The sequence below is a fragment of the Serratia sp. B501 genome (genome assembly GCF_051172315.1).
Taxonomy (GTDB): Bacteria; Pseudomonadota; Gammaproteobacteria; order Enterobacterales; family Enterobacteriaceae; genus Serratia; species Serratia ureilytica.
Window position 1 is genome coordinate 172,640 of sequence record NZ_JBPIZB010000007.1, and the last position, 23,760, is coordinate 196,399.

Below are 23,760 nucleotides of genomic sequence, written 5' to 3' on the forward strand. Positions count from 1 at the left end.
GGCTTTGCTGCTGTCATTTTGTCAGTCGATGCGAAGAAAATAGGCATGAATCACCGTTGTCATAGGAAATGACCGAAAGGTAGCGGGGGCCGATGGCACAAGCCTTAGCCCGTGGTAAGCTGCCTTATCTTCTACAGAGATCTGTTAACTGTGAACTTACTCACTATGAGTACTGAAATTCTATTTGTTTTCCTGTTTTCTTTGGCTTTTCTCTTTGTTGCCCGCAAGGCGGCAAAACGTATTGGTCTGGTAGATAAACCCAATTATCGCAAACGCCATCAGGGGCTGATTCCTCTGGTCGGCGGTATTTCCGTTTATGCCGGGTTGTGCTTCGCGTTTTGGATCTCTGAACAACCCATCGCACACGCCAAGCTTTATCTCACCTGCGCCGGTATTCTGGTGTTTGTGGGGGCGCTCGACGATCGTTTCGATATCAGCGTTAAAATTCGCGCCCTGGTGCAGGCGCTGGTCGGCATCGCCATGATGGTGTTCGCCGGTCTGTATCTGCGCAGCTTCGGCCATGTGCTGGGTGACTGGGAGATGCTGCTGGGGCCGTTCGGCTATCTGGTGACGCTGTTCGCGGTATGGGCGGCGATCAACGCTTTCAATATGGTCGACGGCATCGATGGTCTGCTGGGCGGTTTGTCGTGCGTCTCCTTCGGGGCGCTGGGCCTGCTGCTGTACCTGAGCGGCCATCATGAGCTGGCGTTCTGGTGCTTTGCGATGATCGCCACTATCGTTCCCTATATTTTGCTCAATCTCGGCATCCTCGGCCGCCGTTATAAGGTGTTTATGGGAGATGCCGGCAGCACCCTGATCGGCTTTACCGCCATTTGGCTGCTGCTGCAAAGTTCACAGGGAAAGGCGCACTCGATCAACCCGGTGACCGCGCTGTGGATCATCGCTATTCCGCTGATGGACATGATAGCAATCATGTATCGTCGTTTACGCAAGGGGATGAGTCCCTTCTCTCCCGATCGTCAACATATTCACCACCTGATCATGCGCGCCGGCTTTACGCCGCGGCAGGCTTTCGTGCTGATCACCCTGGCGGCCGCGTTGCTGGCTGCGGTGGGCGTGATCGGCGAACGCCTGACTTTTATCCCTGAGTGGGTTATGTTGGCATTATTCTTGCTTGCCTTCTTCCTGTACGGTTACTGCATCAAGCGCGCCTGGCGGGTTGCGCGGTACATTAAGCGTATCAAGCGCCGGCTGCGGCGTTCGGGCGATAACAAGCAAGTACCTTAACCAGAGACCAGAGGCTTTTTGGCTGTGATGAATCCAGAAACAACGTCTGACAAGCATACCCCGGCGGTGGATAACGAACTCGATATCCGCGGCCTGTGCTGCACCCTGTGGCGCGGCAAACCGTGGATTATCGGCATTGCGGTGCTGTTCGCGGCGGTCGCGCTGATCGTTTCTTACCTGGTTAAGCAAGAGTGGAGCGCCACCGCGATCACCGACAGGCCGACGGTGAATGCGTTGGGCGGTTATTACTCCCAGCAGCAGTTCCTGCGCAATCTGGATGTGCGCACGCTGCCGGCGGCGGCGGCCGGCGATCAGCCGAGCATCGCGGATGAAGCGTACAATGAATTCATCATGCAGCTCGCGGCTTACGACACGCGTCGCGACTTCTGGCTGCAGAGCGATTACTACAAACAGCGTCAGGAAGGGGATGCCCGTGCCGATGCGGCATTGCTCGACGAGCTGATCAATAACATCCTGTTCACGCCGCGCGACGACAAAAAAGTCCCGAACGACGGCGTGAAGCTGACGGCGGAAACCGCCGCGGACGCCAACCGCCTGCTGCGCCAATACGTGGCCTTCGCCAGCCACCGCGCAGCCCTGCACCTGAACGAAGAGATCCAGGGCGCGTGGGCCGCTCGCACCACCTCGATGAAAGCACAGGTCAAGCGTCAGGAAGCGGTCGCGGAGTCGGTTTACAAGCGCGAGCTGAACACCACGCAACAGGCGTTGAAAATTGCCGAGAGCCAGGGGATCAGCCGTACGCAAACCGACACTCCGGCCGAACAGTTGCCGGATTCGGATCTGTTCTTGCTGGGCCGGCCAATGCTGCAGGCGCGTCTGGAAGGCCTGCAGGCCTCCGGCCCGACCTACGATCTGGATTACGATCAGAACCGCGCAATGCTGGCGACGCTGAACGTTGGCCCGACGTTGGATGAGAAGTTCCAGACCTATCGCTATTTGCGCACGCCGGAAGAGCCGGTAAAACGCGACAGCCCACGCCGGGTCTTCTGGCTGATTTTGTGGGGCGCGATGGGCGCGTTGGTTGGCGCCGGTGTGGCCTTGGCGCGTCGGCCGCGTAGTTAAAAAAATAATATAATAATCTGATGCAGGGCGCGTGAGCGCCCCATTCGCAGGCGGGGCCTGCGATTAACCGACCAAAAGAGATTCGCTGTGAAAGTGTTGACTGTTTTCGGCACCAGACCTGAAGCCATTAAAATGGCGCCGCTGGTACATGCACTGGCCCAGGATGAGGCCTTTGAAGCAAGAGTCTGCGTAACGGCACAGCATCGTGAGATGTTGGATCAGGTATTGCGGTTGTTCGAGATCACGCCGGATTACGACCTGAACATCATGAAACCCGGCCAGGGGCTAACGGAAATCACCTGTCGTATCCTGGAAGGGCTGAAAGGGGTGCTGGAAGACTTCAAACCGGACGTGGTGCTGGTGCACGGCGATACCACCACCACGCTGGCGACCAGCCTGGCGGCGTTCTATCAACGCATCCCCGTTGGGCATGTCGAAGCCGGGCTGCGTACCGGCAATCTGTATTCTCCCTGGCCGGAAGAGGCCAACCGCAAACTGACCGGCCATCTGGCTATGTACCACTTCGCGCCGACCGAGAACTCGCGCCAAAATCTGCTGCGCGAGCTGCTGCCGGACAACCGCATTTTCGTGACCGGCAATACGGTGATCGACGCGTTGTTCTGGGTGCGCGATCGCGTGATGAGCGATGCTGCGCTGCGCGCCAGCCTGGCGCAGCGTTACCCGTTCCTCGATGCCGACAAAAAACTGATTCTGGTCACCGGCCATCGCCGGGAAAGCTTTGGCGGCGGTTTTGAGCGGATTTGCAGCGCGCTGGCGGAGATCGCCCGCAGCCACCCGGAAGTGCAGGTGGTGTACCCGGTGCATCTCAATCCGAATGTCAGCGAGCCGGTGAATCGCATTTTGAAAGGCATCGACAACGTCATGCTGATCGAGCCGCAGGATTATTTGCCGTTTGTCTATCTGATGACCCACGCTTACATGATCCTCACCGACTCCGGCGGCATTCAGGAAGAGGCGCCCTCGTTAGGCAAGCCGGTGCTGGTGATGCGCGACACCACCGAGCGCCCGGAGGCGGTAGATGCGGGCACGGTGCGCCTGGTCGGCACCGATGTGGCCAAAATTGTTGAAGCGGTGACCCGGCTGTTGACGGACGAAAGCGAATATCACGCGATGAGCCGGGCGCACAACCCATACGGCGACGGGCATGCCTGTCAGCGTATCCTCGAAGCTTTAAAGAATCATCAGGTGACACTATGAGTTTTGACACTATTTCGGTTATCGGCCTGGGTTATATCGGCTTGCCAACGGCGGCGGCGTTTGCTTCCCGCAAGAAAAAAGTGGTGGGCGTAGATGTTAACCAACATGCGGTAGATACCATTAATCGCGGTGCTATCCACATCGTCGAACCGGATCTGGATAAAGTGGTCAAGGATGCCGTCGACGGCGGTTTCCTGCAGGCGGTGACCAAACCGCTGGCGGCCGATGCGTTCCTGATCGCGGTGCCTACGCCGTTCAAGGGCGACCATGAGCCGGATCTGGCCTATGTCGAGGCGGCGGCGAAATCGCTGGCACCGGTGCTGAAAAAAGGCGATCTGGTGATCCTTGAGTCCACCTCGCCGGTGGGCGCCACTGAACAGATGGCGGAATGGTTGGCGCAGGCGCGCAGCGATCTCAGCTTTCCGCAACAAGCGGGCGAAGCGGCGGACGTGAATATCGCCTATTGCCCGGAGCGCGTGTTGCCGGGGCAGGTGATGGTGGAGCTGATTCAAAACGATCGCGTGATCGGCGGCATGACGCCGAAGTGCTCGGCGCGCGCCAGCGAGCTGTACAAGATTTTCCTCGAGGGGGAATGCGTGGTCACCAACTCACGCACTGCCGAGATGTGCAAGCTGACGGAAAACAGCTTCCGCGATGTTAACATCGCCTTTGCTAACGAACTGTCGCTGATTTGCGCCGAACAGGGGATCAACGTCTGGGAACTGATTCGCCTGGCGAACCGTCACCCGCGGGTGAACATTCTGCAGCCTGGCCCAGGCGTCGGCGGCCACTGCATCGCCGTCGATCCGTGGTTTATCGTGGCGCAGAACCCGCAGCAGGCGCGCTTGATCCATACCGCACGTCTGGTGAACGACGGCAAACCGTTGTGGGTGGTCGACCGGGTGAAAGCGGCGGTGGCCGATTGCCTGGCCGCCACCGACAAGCGGGCGTCAGAGGTGAAAATCGCCTGCTTCGGCCTGGCCTTCAAGCCGAATATCGACGATCTGCGCGAAAGCCCGGCGGTGGAAGTGGCCCACCTGATCGCCGAATGGCACGTCGGTGAAACGCTGGCGGTGGAACCGAACGTCGAACAGTTGCCGACTTCGCTGGCGGGCCATGTGACGTTGACGCCAATCGCGGAGGCGTTGCAACAGGCCGATGTGATCGTGATGTTGGTCGATCATCAGCAGTTCAAGGCCATTCGGCCGGAAGAGATTAAGCAAAGCTGGGTGGTGGATACCAAGGGAGTTTGGCGTTGAAGCGTATCTTAGTCACCGGCGGCGCCGGATTTATCGGCTCTGCGGTCGTGCGGCATATCATCGAGGCCACCGGCGACAGCGTGGTGGTAGTGGATAAGCTGACCTATGCCGGTAACCTGGAGTCGCTGGCGGTAGTAGCCGACAGCGATCGTTATGCCTTCGAGCAGATCGACATCTGCGATCGAGCCGGGTTGGATCGGGTGTTTGCCCGTTATCAACCGGACGTGGTGATGCACCTGGCGGCGGAAAGTCACGTCGATCGCTCTATCGACGGCCCGGCGGCGTTTATCGAGACCAATGTGGTCGGCACTTACACCCTGCTGGAAGCGGCGCGCCATTACTGGCAGCCGTTGGCGGCGGAGAAGAAGCAGGCTTTCCGCTTCCATCATATCTCCACCGACGAAGTGTACGGCGATCTGCACGGCACTGACGATTTGTTCACCGAAACCACGCCCTATGCGCCGAGCAGCCCGTATTCCGCCTCCAAGGCGTCGAGCGATCATCTGGTGCGCGCTTGGCTGCGCACCTATGGTTTGCCGACCCTCGTCACCAACTGTTCGAACAACTACGGCCCTTATCACTTCCCGGAGAAGCTGATCCCGCTGGTTATCCTGAATGCCGTCGCCGGTAAACCGCTGCCGGTATACGGCAACGGCGCGCAGGTGCGCGACTGGCTGTATGTCGAGGATCACGCGCGCGCGCTCTATCAGGTGGTGACCGAAGGTGTGGTGGGCGAAACTTACAATATCGGTGGCCATAACGAGCGCAAGAATATCGAAGTGGTGCAGACCATCTGTGACCTGCTGGAAGAACTGGCGCCAAACAAACCACAGGGCGTGGCGCACTACCGCGATCTGATCACTTACGTTAAGGATCGCCCGGGCCACGACATGCGTTACGCCATCGACGCCGGCAAGATCGACCGTGAACTGGGCTGGCAGCCGCAGGAAACGTTCGAAAGTGGCATTCGCAAAACCGTGGTTTGGTACCTGAATAACGAAGTCTGGTGGCGCCGGGTGCAAGACGGTTCTTATGCCGGCGAGCGTTTGGGGCTGTCCGATTGAATGTCACGCCGTGCGGCCTGTGCGCGGTGCGGCGGATTTGGGAGCAAGTATGAAAGGTATTGTGCTGGCAGGGGGTTCCGGGACGCGTCTGCATCCAATTACCCGCGGCGTATCGAAGCAGCTGTTGCCGATTTACGATAAACCGATGATCTATTACCCGCTGTCGGTGCTGATGCTGGCGGGGATCAAAGACATTCTGATTATCTCCACGCCGGAAGATCTGCCTTCTTTCAAGCGTTTGTTGGGCAGCGGCGAAGCGTTTGGCATCAATCTCAGCTATGCCGAGCAGCCTAGCCCCGATGGCCTGGCTCAGGCATTTCTGATTGGCGAAGAATTCTTGGCCGGCGAGCCGAGCTGCCTGGTGTTGGGCGATAATATTTACTTTGGCCAGGGATTCAGTCCCAAGCTGAGAAGCGTTGCGGCGCGCACCGCCGGCGCCACGGTATTTGGCTATCAGGTGATGGATCCCGAGCGTTTTGGCGTAGTGGAATTCGATGACCGCTATCGGGCATTATCGATCGAAGAAAAGCCGGTTAAACCGAAGTCTAACTGGGCGGTGACCGGGTTGTATTTCTATGATGCTCAGGTTGTGGAGTTCGCCAAGCAGATCAAACCGTCACCTCGGGGTGAGCTGGAGATCACCAGCATCAACCAGATGTATCTGGAGCGCGGAGAACTGACCGTCGAGCTGCTGGGGCGCGGTTTTGCCTGGCTGGATACCGGCACTCACGACAGCCTGCTGGAAGCCAGCAGCTTCGTGCAGACGGTCGAGAAACGTCAGGGCTTTAAAATCGCCTGTCTTGAAGAGATCGCCTGGCGCAATGGCTGGCTGGATGATGAGGGCGTGAAACGCGCGGCTCAGACGCTGGCCAAGACAGGTTACGGCAAATACTTACTGGATTTATTGCATGCGCGTCCACGCCAGTATTGAACCGCTGAATTGGGAGAGCGACTTCTTCCAATTGAAAAGCGCCAAGTTACATTTCGACGACTCTGCGGCCCCCGTCAGCCACGCTGATTTGGATGCTTATGCGTTGGTGCAGGCTAAAATCCCCGCTTACCGATTGGAGTGGGCCGATGCGCTGTCGGCGCTGGGCTTCCGGCTGGTCGAAGGCGAAGTGGACCTGGCAGTGAACATTGCAACTGGACGGGAGACGGTCGATACCGCTGCGGCCGGGGTGCGGATGGCCGTACCCGAGGACATCCCGTCGTTGCGGGCTGCCGCCGGTGACGTGTTCGCCGCCAGCCGATTTCGCGCACCGTGGTACGATCGCGCCGATAGCGGGCGATTCTATGCGGCCTGGATCGAAAAAGCGGTGCTGGGCACCTTTGATCATCAATGCTTGCTGGTATTGGACAACCAGGGGCAACCCGAAGGATTTGTCAGCCTGCGTGACATTGGCGACCAGGAAATGCGTATCGGCTTGCTGGCGGCCTATCCCGGCGCATCAGGCCGGGGCATTGGCTCCAGACTGATGGCGGCGGCGCTGGCCGAATGCCGGCGGCAGGGGATGCAGCGCCTGCGGGTCGCGACCCAGGTAGGCAATATCGCCGCATTAAGACTCTATCAACGACAGGGTGCCGTGATTGAAAGCACCGCGTATTGGTTATACAGAGGTAGACATGATTCCATTTAACGCTCCACCGGTTGTTGGCACTGAACTGGAATATATGCAGGCTGCGATGAGCAGCGGCAAGTTGTGCGGCGACGGCGGTTTTACCCGTCGCTGCCAGCAGTGGATGGAACAGCATTTCGGCAGCGCAAAAGTGCTGTTGACGCCTTCCTGCACCGCGTCGTTGGAAATGGCCGCCATCCTGCTGGATATTCAGCCGGGCGACGAAGTGATCATGCCGAGCTTTACCTTCGTTTCAACCGCCAACGCCTTTGTGCTGCGCGGCGCCAAAGTGGTATTCGTCGATCTGCGTCCGGACACCATGAACATCGACGAAACCAAAATCGAAGCGGCGATTACCGATAAAACCCGCGCGATCGTGCCGGTACACTACGCCGGCGTCGCCTGCGAGATGGATACCATCATGGCGCTGGCGAAGAAATATAACCTGTTCGTGGTGGAAGACGCCGCGCAGGGCGTGATGTCGACCTACAAAGGCAAGGCATTGGGCACCATCGGCCATATCGGCTGCTTCAGCTTCCATGAAACCAAAAACTATACCGCCGGCGGCGAAGGCGGCGCGACGCTGGTGAACGATCCGGCCCTGATCGATCGGGCGGAAGTCATCCGCGAGAAAGGCACCAACCGCAGCCAGTTCTTCCGTGGCCAGGTCGACAAATATACCTGGCGCGACATCGGCTCCAGCTACTTGATGTCTGACCTGCAGGCCGCCTACCTGTGGGGGCAACTGGAAGTGGCGGAGCGCATCAATCAGCGCCGCCTGTCGCTGTGGCAGAAGTACTACGACAGTTTCCTGCCGTTAGCGCAGGCCGGCCGTATCGAGCTGCCGACTGTGCCGGCGGACTGCGAGCACAATGCGCACATGTTCTATATCAAGCTGCGCGATATCGAAGAGCGCACCGCATTTATCGACTATTTGAAAGAAGCCGAGATCATGACGGTGTTTCACTATATCCCGCTGCATGCGTGCCCGGCCGGCGAACAGTTTGGCCGCTTTGCCGGTGAAGATCGCTATACCAGCCAGGAAAGTGCGCGTCTGGTGCGTTTGCCGCTGTTCTACAATCTGTCCGATGCCAATCAACGTACGGTTATCAATAGCATACTGAGCTTCTTCGCCTGATATGTCGTTGGCAAAAGCATCGATATGGACCGCCGGCTCCACGCTGATCAAAATTGGCGTGGGGCTATTGGTGGTGAAACTGCTGGCGGTGGCGTTTGGCCCCAGCGGCGTGGGGCAGGCGGGTAACTTTCGCCAGTTGATCACCGTGCTGGGCGTGCTGTCCGGCGCGGGCATTTTTAACGGCATCACCAAATACGTGGCGGAGTACCACCAGGACTCGCAGCGTCTGCGTCTGGCGGTCGGCACCGCGTCGAGCATCGTGCTGGGCTTTTCGACCTTGCTGGCGCTGGTGTTTTTGTTCGCCGCCGAGCCGATCAGCATCGGGCTGTTCGGGCATGCCGATTACGTCGGCGTGGTGCGCGCCGTCGCCTTCATTCAGATGGGCATCGCTTACGCCAACCTGTTCATGGCGGTGCTGAAAGGCTATCGCGACGCGATGGGCAACGCGTTGGCGGTGATCGGCGGTAGCCTGATCGGCGTGGTGGCTTATTATCTGTGCTTCAAGCTGGGCGGCTATGAAGGCGCGCTGGCAGGGCTGGCGTTGGTGCCGGCGTTGGTGGTGCTGCCGGCCGGGCTGATGCTGTGGCGGCGCAAAACGTTGCCGCTGCGCTACCTGGCTCCGCGCTGGGACAAAGGGGTGGCCGGCAATCTCGGCAAATTCACCCTCATGGCGTTGATCACCTCGGTGACGCTGCCGGTGGCTTACGTGATGATGCGTAACCTGTTGGCCGCGCATTACGGTTGGGATGAAGTGGGGATCTGGCAAGGCGTCAGCAGCATTTCCGATGCCTATCTGCAGTTTATCACCGCCTCGTTTACCGTCTATCTGCTGCCGACGCTGTCGCGGTTGACGGACAAGGGCGCTATCTCGCGGGAGATCGTGCGCTCGCTGAAATTCGTGCTGCCGGCGGTAGCGGCGGCGAGCTTTACGGTGTGGTTGCTGCGTGATTTCGCCATCTGGCTGCTGTTCTCGGACAAGTTCGTCGCCATGCGCGATCTGTTTGCCTGGCAGCTGGTGGGCGACGTGCTGAAAGTCGGGGCCTATGTGTTCGGCTATCTCGTGATCGCCAAAGCGTCGCTGCGCTTTTATATCCTGACGGAAGTCAGCCAGTTTCTGCTGCTGACGCTGTTCTCGCACTGGCTGATCCCGCTGCGCGGCGCGCTGGGGGCGGCTCAGGCCTATATGGCAACCTACATCGTGTATTTCGCGCTCTGTAGCTGCGTGTTTCTTATTTATCGTAGACGAGTATGACCATACTGATTCACGTTCTGGGATCCGATATCCCGCATCATAACCAGACGGTGCTGCGCTTCTTCAACGACGTGCTGGCGCCGCGTTTGCCGGCTGAGCAGACGCGGCATTTTATGGTGGCGGCCAAGGATGTGGCGGCACTGGGGGATTTCCCCGCCCTGAACATTGAGCCTTACGCCGACAAGAAGAGCCTGGCGGCGGCGGTGATCGCCCGCGCCCAGGCCGATCGCGATGCGCGCTTCTTCCTGCACGGTCAGTTTAACCCGGGGCTGTGGCTGGCGCTGCTGAGCGGCAAGATCAAGGCGCATCAGGTCAGTTGGCATATTTGGGGTGCCGATCTGTATGAAGACGCCACCAGCTGGAAGTTTCGGCTGTTTTACCTGCTGCGCCGCATTGCTCAGGGGCGAGTGGGGAACGTGTTCGCCACCCGCGGCGACGTGATCCACTATCAGCAGCGCCATGCGCGGGTGCCGGCCTCGCTGTTGTACTTCCCGACGCGGATGGATCCGGCGCTGACCGACGTTCACGTCGAGAAAAATCTGGCCGGGCCGATGACGATTCTGGTGGGCAACTCCGGCGATCGCAGCAACCGGCATATCGAAGCGCTGCAGGCGATACATCAGCAGTTCGGCGCCGACGTGCGCGTGATTCTGCCGATGGGCTATCCGGCCAATAACGACGCCTACATCGAGCAGGTGCGCGCCGCCGGGTTGCCGCTGTTTGGCGAGAAAAACCTGCAGCTGCTCACGCAGCAGGTGGCGTTTGAGGACTACCTCAACATCCTGCGCGCCTGCGATCTGGGTTATTTCATTTTCAATCGCCAGCAGGGGATAGGCACCCTGTGTCTGCTGATTCAGTTTGGCGTGCCTTTCGTGCTCAGTCGGCAGAACCCGTTCTGGCAGGATTTGGCGGAACAGCACCTGCCGGTGCTGTTCTACGGCGACTCGCTCGACGAGGCGGTGGTGCGCGAAGCGCAGCGTCAGCTGGCGGCGGTGGATAAGCAGACGATCGCCTTCTTTAATCCGAACTATGTCGATGGCTGGCAGCAAGCCCTGGCGCTGGCGGCGGGAGAGCACTCATGACGTTGGCGCAATTCGGCGGTCTGTTCGTCGTCTACCTGGTCAGCCTGACGTTTATTCTGACGCTGACCTACCAGGAGTTTCGGCGCGTGCGCTTTAACTTCAACGTCTTCTTCTCGCTGCTGTATTTGCTGACGTTTTATTTCGGCTTCCCGCTGACCTGTCTGCTGGTGTTTCAGTTTGACGTCGAGGTGGTGCCGGTGGAGTTTCTGCTGTACGCCTTGCTGTCGGCGACGGCGTTTTACGCCATCTATTACGTCACCTACAAGACCCGGCTGCGCAAGCGCCGCTCTCAGCCGCGCGCGGCGCTGTTCACCATGAACCGGGTGGAAACCCATATGACCTGGGTGCTGCTGGCGCTGGTGGCGATCGGGACCGTGGGTATCTTCTTCATGCAGAACGGCTTCCTGCTGTTCAAGCTCAATTCCTACAGCCAGATCTTCTCCAGCGACGTGTCCGGCGTGGCGCTCAAACGGTTCTTCTACTTCTTCATTCCGGCGATGCTGGTGGTCTATTTCCTGCGGCAGGATCTGCGCGCCTGGTTCTTGTTCCTGGTGGCGACGGTGGCGTTCGGCATTTTGACCTACGTCATCGTCGGCGGCACCCGCGCGAATATCATCATCGCCTTCGCGCTGTTCCTGTTTATCGGCATCGTGCGCGGCTGGATCACGCTGTGGATGTTGGCGGCGGCCGGCATATTCGGCGTGGTCGGCATGTTCTGGCTGGCGTTGAAGCGCTACAGCCTGGACGTCAGCGGCGCGGAAGCGTTTTATACCTTCCTCTATCTGACCCGAGACACTTTCTCGCCGTGGGAAAATCTGGCGCTGCTGCTGCAAAATTACGACAAGATCGATTTCCAGGGCCTGGCGCCGATCCTGCGTGATTTCTACGTCTTTATCCCAACGTGGCTATGGCCGGGCCGGCCGGACGTGGTGCTGAACTCGGCCAACTATTTTACCTGGGAAGTGCTGAACAACCACTCCGGGCTGGCGATATCCCCGACGCTGATCGGTTCGCTGGTGGTGATGGGCGGCGCGCTGTTCATCCCGCTCGGCGCGATTCTGGTGGGCATGATCATCAAGTGGTTCGACTGGCTGTATGAGTTGGGCAAAACCGAACCGAACCGCTATAAGGCGGCTATCCTGCAAGGATTCTGCTTCGGTGCGGTGTTCAACATGATTGTATTGGCGCGCGAAGGGGTGGACTCATTCGTTTCGCGCGTGGTGTTCTTCTGCATTATTTTCGGCGCCTGTCTGGTGCTGGCGAAGTTGCTGTATTGGCTGTTCGATACCGCCGGGCTCATCAAGGCCAGAGTGACGCGCGCCCGCGCGCTGGCCTCTCCCCCACGGGCGGACGGTCTTTTGTAAGGGTAATGACGACGATGGAAACAAAGATTTCGGTGCCGCAGTATGAGCTGCGCGGTTTCAGCCTGTGGGGCTTTCGCGATATGGCGCACTGCATGGACTTTCTGTTCGACGGCGGCCGGGTCAAACAGGGCACGTTGGTGGCCATGAATGCGGAAAAGATCCTGAAGGCGGAAGAGGACCCGGCGCTGCATGCGTTGCTGGATGAAGCGGAGTACAAGTACGCCGACGGCATCAGCATGGTGCGCTCGATTCGCCGCAAATACCCGGCGGCGGACGTTTCGCGCGTCGCGGGCGCCGATCTTTGGGAAGCCTTGATGCAGCGCGCCGGCCGTGAAGGCACGCCGGTCTTTCTGATCGGCGGCAAGCCGGAGGTGCTGGCGGAAACCGAACGGAAGCTGCGCAGCCAGTGGAACGTTAACCTGGTGGGCAGCCAGGACGGCTATTTCAAACCGGAGCAGCGAGAGGCGCTATTCGAGCGTATTCGCGCCAGCGGCGCCGCCATCGTGACGGTGGCGATGGGATCGCCGAAGCAGGAGATCCTGATGCGCGACTGCCGCAAGGTGCATCCGCAGGCGCTGTATATGGGCGTGGGCGGCACCTACGACGTGTTTACCGGCCATGTGAAGCGTGCGCCCAAGGTGTGGCAGAACCTCGGTCTGGAGTGGCTTTACCGCCTGCTCAGCCAGCCCAGCCGCATCGGCCGGCAGCTGAAGCTGTTGAAGTTTGTCGGCTACTACTACAGCGGCAAAATGTAATCGCTTATCCGGGGTGGAATGTGTCGGTTCGCCCCGGTCTGCTGTACCAATAATCTGCTTTTGCCTATTTCTCCCGCATATCTATAACCCTCAGCCCTAAACGTCGCCGCATTTATTCCATAAAGTTTTAAATTGCGGTTTGCTTATAGCGACGAAATGCGAAACGATACCGCCCGGAAATTATCCCTGGCCGCTGAAGCCTGATGCGACAGCGCTGAACGATGTTCTTCTCACGGTAACTTCGCTCCGACTACCCGTTGATGCCAACCCGAACGGCAGGGGATGATTTATTCTTTTAAAAATGACAATAACGACCGGCAGCGGCCGGCAGGCAAACACAACCCGAGAAAAATTATTGAGGATTTATGGCACACAAAGAGAAACCGCAAGGGCTACACCGAGGCCTTGAGGCCCGGCACATCGAGCTTATCGCTCTCGGGGGCACCATTGGTGTCGGCCTGTTTATGGGATCGGCCAGTACGCTGAAATGGGCCGGGCCGTCGGTACTGCTGGCTTACATCATCGCCGGGCTGTTCGTGTTCTTCATTATGCGTTCGATGGGGGAGATGCTGTTCCTCGAGCCGGTCGCCGGGTCGTTCGCCGTTTATGCGCATAAATACATGAATCCCTATTTCGGCTACCTCACCGCCTGGGGGTACTGGTTTATGTGGATCGCCGTCGGCATTTCGGAGATCACCGCCATCGGGGTGTACGTGCAGTTCTGGTTCCCGGAAATACCGCAGTGGGTCCCCGCGCTGATCGCCGTGGCGATGGTGGCGCTGGCCAACCTGGCGGCGGTGCGCCTGTACGGTGAGCTGGAGTTCTGGTTCGCCATGATCAAGGTCACCACCATCATCGTGATGATTCTGGTGGGGCTGGGGGTGATCTTCTTCGGTTTCGGCAACGGCGGTGAACCTATCGGTTTCGCCAATCTGACGGCGCACGGCGGCTTCTTTGCCGGCGGCTGGAAGGGCTTCCTGTTTGCGCTGTGCATCGTGGTGGCGTCCTATCAGGGGGTTGAGCTGGTGGGCATTACCGCCGGGGAAGCCAAAAACCCGCAGGTGACGCTGAAACGCGCGATCAACAATATCCTGTGGCGCATCCTGATCTTCTATGTTGGCGCGATCTTCGTCATCGTGACCATCTTCCCGTGGAATGGCATCGGCACTACCGGCAGCCCGTTCGTGCTGACCTTCGCCAAGATCGGCATCGTCGCCGCTGCCGGCATCATTAACTTCGTGGTACTGACCGCCGCGCTTTCCGGTTGCAACAGCGGCATGTACAGCGGCGGCCGCATGCTGTACGCCCTGGCCAAGAATCGCCAACTGCCGGCGGCGCTGACCAAGCTTTCCGCCAGCGGCGTGCCGGTCAACTGCATCGCCGTCACCATCGGCTGCCTGTTGGTGGGCTCCGCGCTGAACTACATCATCCCTAATCCGGAGCAGGTGTTCGTCTATGTCTACAGCGCCAGCGTGTTGCCGGGCATGGTGCCGTGGTTCGTGGTGCTGATAAGTCAGCTCTATTTCCGCCGTGCGCACAAAGAAGCGATCAAAAACCACAGCTTTAAGTCGATCATGTTCCCGTATGTGAACTATCTGACCATCGCTTTTCTGGTTTGCGTGCTGGTCGGCATGGGAATCAACCCGGATACGCGAATTTCCCTGCTGGTCGGGGCGATTTTCTTAGCGGGCGTCAGCCTGTGCTACTTCGCTTTCGGCATGCATAAGAAACATCATCCGGCTGAAAATCGGGTAGAAACGCGGCAATAAACGATGAAAAGGGGCTACGGAGTGCGCTTTCCTGCGCAGGAGTGAGCAAAGCGTAATCAAACGCAACATTTCTGCGAAAAAGCACTAGACAGGATTGGCGTAAATCCGTAGTATCCCCTCCCGCAACGGCGCTACGCGCCCGTAGCTCAGCTGGATAGAGCGCTGCCCTCCGGAGGCAGAGGTCTCAGGTTCGAATCCTGTCGGGCGCGCCATTAAGTTTGTGCGCAGGAGCTGCGGTGGTAATATTACCGCGTGAGTAAGAAGAAGTAGTAATGGTGGCTATAGCTCAGTTGGTAGAGCCCTGGATTGTGATTCCAGTTGTCGTGGGTTCGAGTCCCATTAGCCACCCCACTTCCTAAGCGAAGTGAAGATTTAGCAGTATTTTGTGACAGTGCGAAGGTGGCGGAATTGGTAGACGCGCTAGCTTCAGGTGTTAGTGTTCTTACGGACGTGAGGGTTCAAGTCCCTCTCTTCGCACCACGCAAAATATCTGATAAATATAAGATTTATATGGACAACGGTCTGATAAATCGGGTAGTATGAGCAACACAAATCGGCGAGTAGCGCAGCTTGGTAGCGCAACTGGTTTGGGACCAGTGGGTCGGAGGTTCGAATCCTCTCTCGCCGACCACTTTCAAAGAAACCGACGCAAGTCGGTTTTTTTACGTCCGCCGTTTATGAGGGTAAGTCCTTCCCGCCGCGACGAAACGCATAGCGACCAACCCGTGCAGCATTGCACGGGTTTTTGCGTATCTGAACATTGGCATTTTGTCTCAACCGGCACGTGTGTAGGTTTTCAGCGACAATGTGGTTCGACGTTGTCGCCAGTTTGAGACAAATAATCCATTGATTTTAAACATTAAAAGTAGCTTTGGCTTAAGTCGTCGTTTTGCGGCGACAGCGTCAGATCGGCCGTGGGTAAAGAACGACAGGGGACGGCATGCTGAGAGAAAGTTAGGTGTAAATAAAAATTCAATATTTTCAATCAATTGAATGCTATTTTTTATGGCGACTTACCTGAATCTGAAAGTTGGCACGCCAAGTGCAATACCTACAGCGTAGATGCTCATTCCATTTCTTATGTTCGCCTTAGGCTTCATAAACCCTGGGAATGACGCAGAGCCGATTTAGGGTGCCTATCGCCCACGAGAACGATGACTAACCCGTCATCACGCTCAGGGCAAAACGTTGAGTGAGGCACCGCCCCTGTTGTCCTAGACCTGATTGCTTCTTTATACACTTGCCATGCGGCAAGTGTTTTTTTTTGCGCTTCAGCAAGCTAACGGGCAAAAAAAAGCGCGGCACCGAGGCCACGCTTTCTCTGCCGGGCGGGCCGTTATTCGCCGCCGTTCTGTTTCAGCGTCAACATCAGTCCTTCACGCCGCATCTGCGCCGCTTCATCCGAACGATGCAGTTTCTCCAGCGTATCGGCCAGCCAGGCGTAATCGTAGGCGTCCGGACGCTGTTTCAGCGCTTCGCGGAAGGCGTCGGCCGCCTGCTGCCACTCGCCGTGCTTCATCAGCAACTGCCCCAGCGTGCTGTTCAACAGCGGCGTCGCGCCGTGCTGCTTCATCTGCTGACGCAGCGCTTTCTCAAGCTGCTCGGGGTTGCCGGACTTCAGCCGTGGCAGCAACAGCACCAGGCGCTCGTCATATTGGCGTTTCAGGCCGTCGAGCACAATCTCCTGTGCCAGTTCGTGGTCGTTGCATTCGATCAGGTGCTCCACCATCGCAATTTGCAGCGGCACTTCGTGACGCGTCTTGCGGCTCTGATCTTTCCACCAGCGCTTCAGGCCTTCGCTGCCTTCGTCCGCCATCGCCTGATTCATCAGCCCGATGTAAGCCTGTTGCTGCAACGCCTGCAGCTGCTCTTCGCTGTGCAGTTCGATTTTACGCATCGACGGCAGCACTTCCAGCAGCGATGCATAGGCGCCGGTGCGCAGATAGGCTTGTTCCGCCAGGCGCAACACTTCCGGATGGCGCGGCGCCTGGTTCAGCAGGCGATCGACGCCGTGGCGCGCGGCGTGGTTCTCGCCCTGCGCCAGCTGGATGCGAACCCGGGTGATATCCACCGGCAGCTGATCGGTATCGGCGGCTTCGGCGGCGCGCTCCAGATATTGGTTGGTGCGGAAGTCATCGCCGCGTTGCTGCGCAGCCTCGGCGGCCAGCAGATAGTTCACCACCGGCTGTTCGGCGTGATCGGCGTTGCGCGTCATCAGTTTTTCAACCTGCTTGTAGTCGCCCTCCGCCAGTTTGATCAGCGCGGCTTTGGTTTGCTGACGCGCGCGGGTGCGCTTGCGGCCGATAAACCAACCGCGCGTGCGGGCGCCGGTACGGAAGATGCGGCGCAGGATCCACTCGATCGCCAGCAGCACCACGAACAGCAGCACCAGCATGATCACCAGGCCGGTGACGCTGGTTTCAATATTGTAGTTATCGGTCTGGATCAGCACATAGCCCTGATGCCCGGCCAACATCGGCCCGAGCACCACGCTGGCGATCACCACCAGGAACAGAAATAGCACGCGTAACATGGCTTAACCCTCCTGATGAGCGGCAGGGGACTGGGTCATCAGGTTGCGCACCCGGGTCTGCATCACTTTTTCGAGCAGCGGCTGGCTTTTCAGCTGATCCGGCACGTCCATCGAGATCGACTGTTGGCTCAGGCTGTCCAGCTCTTCAAGGAAGGCCTTGGTCGCCGGGTCGGTGGTGTCGAAATAGGCGCGCACCCAGGTGGAGACGGTTTCCAGCGATTGCTTGTAGGTCTCGTTCTGGTGACGCGGAATGGCCTGTGCGGCCACCAGCAGGCGTGAACGGATGTTTTCGCGCAGGTAGATGTCCTGATTCGGGGCCAGCAGCGGTTCGGCGCTGGTATCGCGACGGCGGATGGTGATGAAGTCGGCCATGAAATTGCGCCAGCTCTTGGCCAGGTTCTGCCGCCATTCGCCGATCGAGCCGGAGAGCTCGCTGCTGTTTTGATCCATCGGCGCTTCGTCGGTGTCGTTATCGGCCAGGCGCAGGTTATCCACCTGATTGGACAGCTGATTGACCTTGAGGATGATGCCGTCGTAATCGACCTGGGTCAGCGTAGAAAGCGTGCTGATGTCTTCGGTAATGGCGCGGCGCACGTCGAGCAGGCTCGGATCGTTCATGTCCGCCAGGCTGGCGTCGGCGCTTTTCAGCAGCGCGGCGGCGCTGGTCACGTCCTGATCGCTCCATAGCTTGCGGCCGGCCATTTTCACCAGGAAATCGGCCTGCGCCAGCAGCCAGGTTTTGGCGTCGCTGCCGGAGATGGTCGCCACTTTTTCCTGCAGCTCGCTCAGTTGGCGCGCCAGGTTCGCCTGCTCGCGATCGGCGGCGTCCAGGGTTTTACCCTGTTGTTGCAACAAGCCTTCCAGCGCATTTCTTTCCTGCTGCTGGCTCTGCTTCACGCCGTCAAGCTGCTGCTGCAGCGCCTGATTGGCGGCGATCAGCTGTTGTGCCTGCTTATGCGTATGGTAATAACCGCCCGCGCCGAGGGCGATGACCAGCACGATAGCGATCGCGCCGAGCACCGGGCCGGTGTTCTTGCCTTTGCGGCTGGCAGCGGCTGGCTGCTGGGAGCTCTCAACCGCGGTGGTGGGTTCTTCAACCGGGGCGGCTGGGGTATTTTGTTCCGTCATAGTGGCACATCCCATAGTCAGATTATTGTAGCGCGCGGATCAGCGCGTCATTATCGGCGTTGTCAGCTACCCGAATCGTACGCCAGCCCAATTCCCGGGCGAGGGTAGCCAGGCGTTCGCTCACTACTACCAGGCGGCAACGCAGCAGCCATGAAGAACGATAGTAATCAGGAACTAAAGTATAGAGCTGTTGTAACATTTCACCGCTGGTCACCACCAGCGTATCCACACCGGCGCGCTGCCAGTGGGCGCTTTGCTCGCTGCCGTCGTAGTGCACCGGGCTGCGTTGATAACATTCATAATAGCTGACGTCGGCGCCGCGCTCGCTCAGCGTCGACCCCAACAGTTCGCGGCCGCCGTTGCCGCGTAAAATCAGCGCGCGTTTGCCCGCCAATTTTTGCAGCGCCGGCAGCAACAGCAGCGTTTCGCTGATCTCGCGTTCGCGCGGGTATTCCACCGGCAAACTGCTGATGCGGTGCAGCGCCAGCCCGGTGGTGCGGCCGATGGCGTAATAAGCCAGGTGAGCGGGCCAGCTCAGCCCGGCGCGGCCGATAACCGAATCGGCATAACTCACTGAATGTTGCGACAGCACGAACACCAGATCGCCGGCGCTAAGCTGCTGCAACGCCTGCGGCAGCTTCGGCAGATCGCCGCCCGGCGCGAAGTCGATCAGCGGTGCATGATAGGCAACCCGACCGAGTGCGCGCAGCCGGCTCACTAACAGCTCCCCCGAAGGCGATGGGCGGGTTACCAGGATCGTCATGCCGGCGGATTTCCCTGATAAACCTCGCGCAGGATCTCGCGCGCGCCGCGCGCCAGCAACTCTTCCGCCAGCTCAACGCCCATCCGTTCGGCCTGGGCGGCCGGGCCGCGGCGTTCGCCGCGCACCATCTGGCTGCCGTCCGGCGCGCCGACCAGGGCGCGCAGCCACAGGCTGTCGCCATCCAGTTCGGCATAGCTGCCGATCGGCACCTGGCAGCCGCCTTCCAGGCGGGTGTTCATCGCCCGCTCGGCGCGCACGCGGGTTTCGGTGGCCGCATGGTTCAGCGGCGCCAGCAGCGCGCGGGTGACGCTGTCGTCGAGACGGCATTCAATGCCGACTGCACCCTGGCCGACCGCCGGCAGGCACTCTTCGGCGCTCAGCGGGCTGCGGATGCGTTGCTCCAGGCCTAAACGCTTCAGGCCGGCCACCGCCAGGATAATCGCGTCGTAGTCGCCGTTGTCCAGCTTGGCCAGGCGAGTGCCGACGTTACCGCGCAGGTCACGCACGACAAGATCCGGGCGGCGTTCACGCAGCTGGCACTGACGGCGCAGGCTGGAGGTGCCGACCACGCTGCCCAGCGGCAGCTGATCGAGCGAGGCGAAACGATTGGAAACAAAAGCGTCGCGCGGATCTTCGCGTTCGCAAATGGTGGTCAAACCGAGCCCGGCAGGGAAATCGACCGGCACGTCTTTCATCGAATGCACGGCGATGTCGGCGCGGCCTTCCAGCAGCGCGAGCTCGAGTTCTTTAACAAACAGGCCTTTACCGCCGACTTTCGCCAACGGCGTATCCAGAATAACGTCGCCGCGGGTGACCATCGGCACCAACTCGACCTGCAGGCCGGGATGGCAGGCCATCAGACGTTGCTGCACATAATGTGCTTGCCAAAGTGCAAGCGGGCTTTGTCGGGTGGCAATTCGAATAATTTTGTCTAACATGCTTGTTACCGTTTTTATATTTCGCCATCCATCCTACCACTGAGAGTCAATACTGTCAGTGCAAGAAGCCGGAGGCGGAAAAAGGACAACGGAATCAAAGGGACGTGTGATGTGCTTTGGGGCAGTTAACACTGCGGGTAAATCGTTTAGGGAAGCGCTACAATAATTGTGAAGCGTTACCTCCTTTACGGTCAATCAGCAAGGTGTTAAATTGATCACGTTTCCAGCAATAAGTCGCCAAATATTCTTCTTACACTAACGGCGCTTATGGAATACGGGTTTTTTTCTAAACACCGGGATAATCAGGCGAGACGTCTTGTACCTCTACATCGAGACATTGAAGCAGAGACTGGATGCGATCAATCAGCTACGCGTCGATCGCGCCCTGGCGGCTATGAAGCCCGCGTTTCAACGGGTATACAGTCTGCTGCCCACCTTACTGCACCACCACCACCCGCTGATGCCGGGTTACCTGAACGGTAACGTTCCCCACGGCATTTGCCTCTACACGCCTGATGAAACTCAACAAGATTACCTGAACGATCTAGAAGACAAATGGGGCAGCCCGTTTGACAAACCGGCCAGCGGCGAGCTGCCGATCACCGGCGTCTATTCGATGGGCAGCACCTCGTCTATCGGCCAAAGCTGCAGCTCGGATCTCGACATCTGGGTCTGCCACCAGTCCTGGCTGGACAACGAAGAACGCACCCGCCTGCAGCAAAAATGCAGCCTGCTTGAGAAGTGGGCCGCCTCGATGGGGGTGGAAGTCAGCTTCTTCCTGATCGACGAAAACCGTTTCCGCCATAATGAAAGCGGCAGCCTGGGCGGCGAAGACTGCGGCTCGACGCAGCACATCCTGTTGCTGGACGAGTTCTACCGCACCGCGGTGCGCCTGGCCGGCAAACGCATCCTGTGGAACATGGTGCCGGGCGAAGAAGAAGCGCACTACGATGAATACGTGCTGTCGCTGTACGCGCAGGGCGCGCTGACGCCGAACGAGTGGCTGGATCTCGGCGGCCTGAGTTCGCTGTCGGCGGAAGAGTACTTCGGCGCCAGCCTTTGGCAGCTGTACAAGAGCATCGATTCGCCTTACAAGGCGGTGCTGAAAACACTGCTGCTGGAAGCCTATTCCTGGGAATACCCCAATACCCAACTGCTGGCGACGGACATCAAACATCGCCTGCACCAGGGCGAGATCGTCAGCTTCGGGCTCGACGCCTACTGCATGATGCTCGAGCGCGTCACCCGCTACCTGACCGACATCAACGACACCACCCGCCTCGATTTGGCCCGTCGCTGTTTCTACCTGAAAGTGTGTGAAAAGCTGTCGCTGGCCAAGGCCTGCGTCGGCTGGCGGCGCGAGATCCTCAGCCAATTGGTCAGCGAGTGGGGCTGGAGCGAAGAGCGTCTGGCGATGCTGGACAACCGCGCCAACTGGAAGATCGAGCGAGTGCGCGAAGCGCACAACGAACTGCTTGACGCGATGATGCAGAGCTACCGCAACCTGATCCGTTTCGCCCGCCGCAACAACCTCAGCGTCAGCGCCAGCCCGCAGGATATCGGCGTGCTGACCCGCAAACTGTATGCGGCGTTCGAAGCGCTGCCCGGCAAGGTGACGTTGGTGAACCCGCAGATCTCGCCGGACCTGTCGGAAAACGATTTAACCTTTATTCATGTGCCGGTTGGCCGCGCCAACCGCACCGGCTGGTACCTGTACAATCAGGCGCCGGCCATGGATTCGATCGTCAGCCATCAGCCGCTGGAATATAACCGCTACCTGAACAAGCTGGTGGCCTGGGCCTATTTCAACGGCCTGCTGACGCCGCAGACCCGCCTGCACATCAAGAGCGGCAATCTGTGTGACACCGCCAAGCTGCAGGAGCTGGTGGCCGACGTTTCCCATCACTTCCCGCTGCGCCTGCCGGCGCCGACGCCGAAAGCGTTGTACAGCCCGTGCGAGATTCGCCATCTGGCGATCATCGTCAATCTGGAAAACGATCCGACCGCCGCCTTCCGCAATCAGGTGGTGCACTTCGATTTCCGCAAGCTGGACGTGTTCAGCTTTGGTCAGCAACAGCAATGCCTGGTCGGCAGCATCGATCTGCTGTACCGCAACTCCTGGAACGAAGTGCGCACCCTGCATTTCAGCGGCGAGCAGTCGGTGCTGGAAGCATTGAAAACCATTCTCGGCAAAATGCACCAGGACGCCGCGCCGCCGGAGTCGGTGGAAGTGTTCTGCTACAGTCAGCACCTGCGCGGCCTTATTCGCACCCGCATTCAGCAGCTGGTGTCGGAGTGCATCGAGCTGCGCCTGTCCAGCACCCGGCTGGAACCCGGCCGCTTCAAGGCGGTGCGCGTCGCCGGGCAAACCTGGGGGCTGTTCTTCGAGCGCCTGAGCGTGTCGGTGCAGAAGCTGGAGAACGCGGTGGAGTTTTACGGCGCCATCTCCAACAACAAGCTGCACGGCCTGTCTATCAAGGTGGAAACCGATCAGGTGCATCTGCCGCCGGTGGTGGACGGCTTCGCCAGCGAGGGGATCATCCAGTTCTTCTTCGAAGACACCTCAGACGACAAGGGCTTCAACATCTATATTCTGGATGAGTCGAATCGGGTGGAGGTGTATCACCACTGCGAGGGCAGCAAAGAGGAGCTGGTGCGCGACGTCAGCCGCTTCTATTCCTCGTCGCACGACCGCTTTACCTACGGCTCCAGCTTCATCAACTTCAACCTGCCGCAGTTCTATCAAATCGTGCAGCTCGACGGGCGCACGCAGGTGATCCCGTTCCGCAGCAACGTGCTGTCCAGCCTGTGCGTGACGGTGGCCGACGGCGCCGCTCAGCCGCTGAAGCAGCAGTTCCAGCTGCATTGACGCCGCAAGGGCTCGGTTGCCGAGCCCTGCTTAGCCTCAGGAAAAACTCAGTTCCTCGCCGGCTTGCGCGCTGGCCGCTTCGCTGAGCAGTTGGTAAAACGGCTGCCCGCTGCGATCGCATACCCAGACGCCGTCGCGGTAGTTGAAGTGGTAACCGCCGGCCTTGGTGGCGAGCCACACCTGGTGCAGCGGCTCCTGGCGGTTGATGACGATTTTGGTGCCGTTTTCGAAGCTCAGCGTCATCACGCCGCCATTGGTTTCGTAATCGATATCCGCATCGCCGTCAAAATCGTCCAGTGTCTCTTCAATATTCAGCATCAGCTGGTCGGCCAACTGGTGAAACTCACTGTCGTTCATATTCAATTCCTATTGCTTTTCATGATCCACCTGCGATTATAGAGACCTTGGACGCATGAATTACAGGCATTAATGCAAATGAAAAAACAACTACGCTATGCGCTGATGGCCGTTCTGGTTACCGGCCTCGCCGGCTGTGGTCTGAAAGGCCCGCTTTACTTCCCACCTGCCGACTCCGCCGGCCAAAAACCGGCCAAACCGCCGGTGCAAACGGGCGATCAGGTGCAAAAGAACCAGCAGGAGCAGTCTGGCTCTCAGCAAAAACCGTCGATGGTTGCCCAGTAACACCCGGTTTGCGGTGGCGAGCGCCGCCGCAAAATCAAG

At 59.0% G+C, this 23,760-nt stretch carries 20 protein-coding genes and 4 tRNA genes; 19 read left to right on the plus strand and 5 right to left on the minus strand.

Annotated elements, in window-relative coordinates; genetic code table 11:
- The first annotated feature begins 150 nt into the window (after positions 1–150).
- The 17 genes from wecA to ACSBQV_RS19910 all read left to right on the plus strand — a co-directional run bounded on the left by wecA (position 151) and on the right by ACSBQV_RS19910 (position 15,479).
- Positions 151–1,248, plus strand: a complete 1,098-nt coding sequence (wecA, locus tag ACSBQV_RS19830) for a UDP-N-acetylglucosamine--undecaprenyl-phosphate N-acetylglucosaminephosphotransferase (RefSeq protein ID WP_025160399.1) — start codon at positions 151–153, stop codon at positions 1,246–1,248.
- Between the two features lie 27 nt (positions 1,249–1,275).
- A complete protein-coding gene (gene wzzE / locus ACSBQV_RS19835) occupies positions 1,276–2,331 on the plus strand; it encodes an ECA polysaccharide chain length modulation protein (RefSeq protein WP_033652438.1) in 1,056 nt (351 codons plus the stop codon).
- Between the two features lie 87 nt (positions 2,332–2,418).
- Positions 2,419–3,549, plus strand: a complete 1,131-nt coding sequence (gene wecB / locus ACSBQV_RS19840; RefSeq protein WP_004934198.1) for a non-hydrolyzing UDP-N-acetylglucosamine 2-epimerase — start codon at positions 2,419–2,421, stop codon at positions 3,547–3,549.
- Positions 3,546–4,808: a UDP-N-acetyl-D-mannosamine dehydrogenase gene (gene wecC / locus ACSBQV_RS19845; RefSeq protein ID WP_033652436.1), complete on the plus strand. Its 1,263-nt coding sequence runs from the start codon at positions 3,546–3,548 to the stop codon at positions 4,806–4,808. Before wecB ends, wecC begins: the two co-directional genes overlap by 4 nt.
- A complete protein-coding gene (gene rffG / locus ACSBQV_RS19850; protein ID WP_033652435.1) occupies positions 4,805–5,872 on the plus strand; it encodes a dTDP-glucose 4,6-dehydratase in 1,068 nt (355 codons plus the stop codon). The genes wecC and rffG overlap by 4 nt, the downstream gene beginning before the upstream one ends.
- Before the next feature lie 49 nt (positions 5,873–5,921).
- Positions 5,922–6,803 (plus strand): glucose-1-phosphate thymidylyltransferase RfbA, encoded by an 882-nt coding sequence (rfbA, locus tag ACSBQV_RS19855; RefSeq protein ID WP_042783441.1) that lies wholly within the window; start codon positions 5,922–5,924, stop codon positions 6,801–6,803.
- Positions 6,781–7,509: a dTDP-4-amino-4,6-dideoxy-D-galactose acyltransferase gene (gene rffC, locus ACSBQV_RS19860; protein ID WP_042783442.1), complete on the plus strand. Its 729-nt coding sequence runs from the start codon at positions 6,781–6,783 to the stop codon at positions 7,507–7,509. Before rfbA ends, rffC begins: the two co-directional genes overlap by 23 nt.
- Positions 7,496–8,626 carry a dTDP-4-amino-4,6-dideoxygalactose transaminase gene (gene rffA / locus ACSBQV_RS19865; RefSeq protein WP_033652432.1) on the plus strand — a complete coding sequence of 377 codons (1,131 nt, stop codon included), beginning with the start codon at positions 7,496–7,498 and terminating at the stop codon, positions 8,624–8,626. Before rffC ends, rffA begins: the two co-directional genes overlap by 14 nt.
- A 1-nt stretch (position 8,627) precedes the next feature.
- Positions 8,628–9,878 (plus strand): lipid III flippase WzxE, encoded by a 1,251-nt coding sequence (wzxE, locus tag ACSBQV_RS19870; protein WP_033645036.1) that lies wholly within the window; start codon positions 8,628–8,630, stop codon positions 9,876–9,878.
- The gene (locus tag ACSBQV_RS19875) at positions 9,875–10,960 is read left to right on the plus strand and encodes a TDP-N-acetylfucosamine:lipid II N-acetylfucosaminyltransferase (protein WP_099782463.1); all 1,086 of its coding nucleotides are present in this window, start codon (positions 9,875–9,877) and stop codon (positions 10,958–10,960) included. Before wzxE ends, ACSBQV_RS19875 begins: the two co-directional genes overlap by 4 nt.
- Complete coding sequence (gene wzyE, locus ACSBQV_RS19880; RefSeq protein ID WP_033631481.1) at positions 10,957–12,324, plus strand: ECA oligosaccharide polymerase; 1,368 nt, start codon at positions 10,957–10,959, stop codon at positions 12,322–12,324. Before ACSBQV_RS19875 ends, wzyE begins: the two co-directional genes overlap by 4 nt.
- A 14-nt stretch (positions 12,325–12,338) precedes the next feature.
- Entirely contained in the window at positions 12,339–13,079 is a 741-nt protein-coding gene (gene wecG / locus ACSBQV_RS19885; RefSeq protein ID WP_033631482.1) for a lipopolysaccharide N-acetylmannosaminouronosyltransferase, read from the plus strand.
- A 365-nt stretch (positions 13,080–13,444) separates the two neighbouring features.
- The gene (thrP, locus tag ACSBQV_RS19890) at positions 13,445–14,848 is read left to right on the plus strand and encodes a bifunctional threonine/serine APC transporter ThrP (RefSeq protein WP_004934226.1); all 1,404 of its coding nucleotides are present in this window, start codon (positions 13,445–13,447) and stop codon (positions 14,846–14,848) included.
- Positions 14,849–14,983: 135 nt separating this feature from the next.
- A tRNA-Arg gene (locus ACSBQV_RS19895) sits at positions 14,984–15,060 on the plus strand.
- A 63-nt stretch (positions 15,061–15,123) separates the two neighbouring features.
- A tRNA-His gene (locus ACSBQV_RS19900) sits at positions 15,124–15,199 on the plus strand.
- A gap of 42 nt (positions 15,200–15,241) precedes the next feature.
- Positions 15,242–15,328, plus strand: a tRNA-Leu gene (locus ACSBQV_RS19905).
- A gap of 74 nt (positions 15,329–15,402) precedes the next feature.
- Positions 15,403–15,479, plus strand: a tRNA-Pro gene (locus ACSBQV_RS19910).
- Positions 15,480–16,184: 705 nt separating this feature from the next.
- Here the strand turns inward: ACSBQV_RS19910 and hemY are convergent.
- The 4 genes from hemY to hemC are packed head-to-tail and all read right to left on the minus strand — an operon-like array spanning position 16,185 to position 20,210.
- Positions 16,185–17,381, minus strand: coding sequence for a protoheme IX biogenesis protein HemY (gene hemY, locus ACSBQV_RS19915; RefSeq protein WP_033645031.1), 1,197 nt, complete (start codon positions 17,379–17,381; stop codon positions 16,185–16,187).
- Between the two features lie 3 nt (positions 17,382–17,384).
- Entirely contained in the window at positions 17,385–18,509 is a 1,125-nt protein-coding gene (gene hemX / locus ACSBQV_RS19920; RefSeq protein ID WP_033645029.1) for a uroporphyrinogen-III C-methyltransferase, read from the minus strand.
- 22 nt (positions 18,510–18,531) lie between these two features.
- Positions 18,532–19,272: a uroporphyrinogen-III synthase gene (gene hemD / locus ACSBQV_RS19925; protein ID WP_033645028.1), complete on the minus strand. Its 741-nt coding sequence runs from the start codon at positions 19,270–19,272 to the stop codon at positions 18,532–18,534.
- Entirely contained in the window at positions 19,269–20,210 is a 942-nt protein-coding gene (hemC, locus tag ACSBQV_RS19930; RefSeq protein ID WP_117187653.1) for a hydroxymethylbilane synthase, read from the minus strand. The genes hemD and hemC overlap by 4 nt, the downstream gene beginning before the upstream one ends.
- Positions 20,211–20,526: 316 nt before the next feature.
- Between hemC and ACSBQV_RS19935 the strand changes: the two genes are divergently transcribed.
- On the plus strand, positions 20,527–23,079 hold the full coding sequence (locus tag ACSBQV_RS19935; RefSeq protein ID WP_019452546.1) for a class I adenylate cyclase: 2,553 nt from the start codon (positions 20,527–20,529) through the stop codon (positions 23,077–23,079).
- 36 nt (positions 23,080–23,115) lie between these two features.
- Here the strand turns inward: ACSBQV_RS19935 and cyaY are convergent, their stop codons facing one another.
- Positions 23,116–23,436 (minus strand): iron donor protein CyaY, encoded by a 321-nt coding sequence (gene cyaY, locus ACSBQV_RS19940; protein ID WP_033645025.1) that lies wholly within the window; start codon positions 23,434–23,436, stop codon positions 23,116–23,118.
- Positions 23,437–23,514: 78 nt separating this feature from the next.
- Between cyaY and lptM the strand changes: the two genes are divergently transcribed.
- Positions 23,515–23,721, plus strand: coding sequence for an LPS translocon maturation chaperone LptM (gene lptM, locus ACSBQV_RS19945; protein ID WP_080273427.1), 207 nt, complete (start codon positions 23,515–23,517; stop codon positions 23,719–23,721).
- The last annotated feature ends 39 nt before the right edge of the window (positions 23,722–23,760 follow it).

Bases quoted from the DNA above. Each gene is read 5' to 3' on its own strand.
- ACSBQV_RS19875 (WP_099782463.1), top strand. From the start codon at position 9,875: ATGACCATACTGATTCACGTTCTGGGATCCGATATCCCGCATCATAAC.
- wzyE (WP_033631481.1), top strand. From the start codon at position 10,957: ATGACGTTGGCGCAATTCGGCGGTCTGTTCGTCGTCTACCTGGTCAGC.
- hemX (WP_033645029.1), bottom strand. From the start codon at position 18,509: ATGACGGAACAAAATACCCCAGCCGCCCCGGTTGAAGAACCCACCACC.
- rfbA (WP_042783441.1), top strand. From the start codon at position 5,922: ATGAAAGGTATTGTGCTGGCAGGGGGTTCCGGGACGCGTCTGCATCCA.
- hemC (WP_117187653.1), bottom strand. From the start codon at position 20,210: ATGTTAGACAAAATTATTCGAATTGCCACCCGACAAAGCCCGCTTGCA.
- wecG (WP_033631482.1), top strand. From the start codon at position 12,339: ATGGAAACAAAGATTTCGGTGCCGCAGTATGAGCTGCGCGGTTTCAGC.
- thrP (WP_004934226.1), top strand. From the start codon at position 13,445: ATGGCACACAAAGAGAAACCGCAAGGGCTACACCGAGGCCTTGAGGCC.
- hemD (WP_033645028.1), bottom strand. From the start codon at position 19,272: ATGACGATCCTGGTAACCCGCCCATCGCCTTCGGGGGAGCTGTTAGTG.
- cyaY (WP_033645025.1), bottom strand. From the start codon at position 23,436: ATGAACGACAGTGAGTTTCACCAGTTGGCCGACCAGCTGATGCTGAAT.
- lptM (WP_080273427.1), top strand. From the start codon at position 23,515: ATGAAAAAACAACTACGCTATGCGCTGATGGCCGTTCTGGTTACCGGC.
- rffC (WP_042783442.1), top strand. From the start codon at position 6,781: ATGCGCGTCCACGCCAGTATTGAACCGCTGAATTGGGAGAGCGACTTC.
- wzxE (WP_033645036.1), top strand. From the start codon at position 8,628: ATGTCGTTGGCAAAAGCATCGATATGGACCGCCGGCTCCACGCTGATC.
- wecC (WP_033652436.1), top strand. From the start codon at position 3,546: ATGAGTTTTGACACTATTTCGGTTATCGGCCTGGGTTATATCGGCTTG.
- rffA (WP_033652432.1), top strand. From the start codon at position 7,496: ATGATTCCATTTAACGCTCCACCGGTTGTTGGCACTGAACTGGAATAT.
- wzzE (WP_033652438.1), top strand. From the start codon at position 1,276: ATGAATCCAGAAACAACGTCTGACAAGCATACCCCGGCGGTGGATAAC.
- hemY (WP_033645031.1), bottom strand. From the start codon at position 17,381: ATGTTACGCGTGCTATTTCTGTTCCTGGTGGTGATCGCCAGCGTGGTG.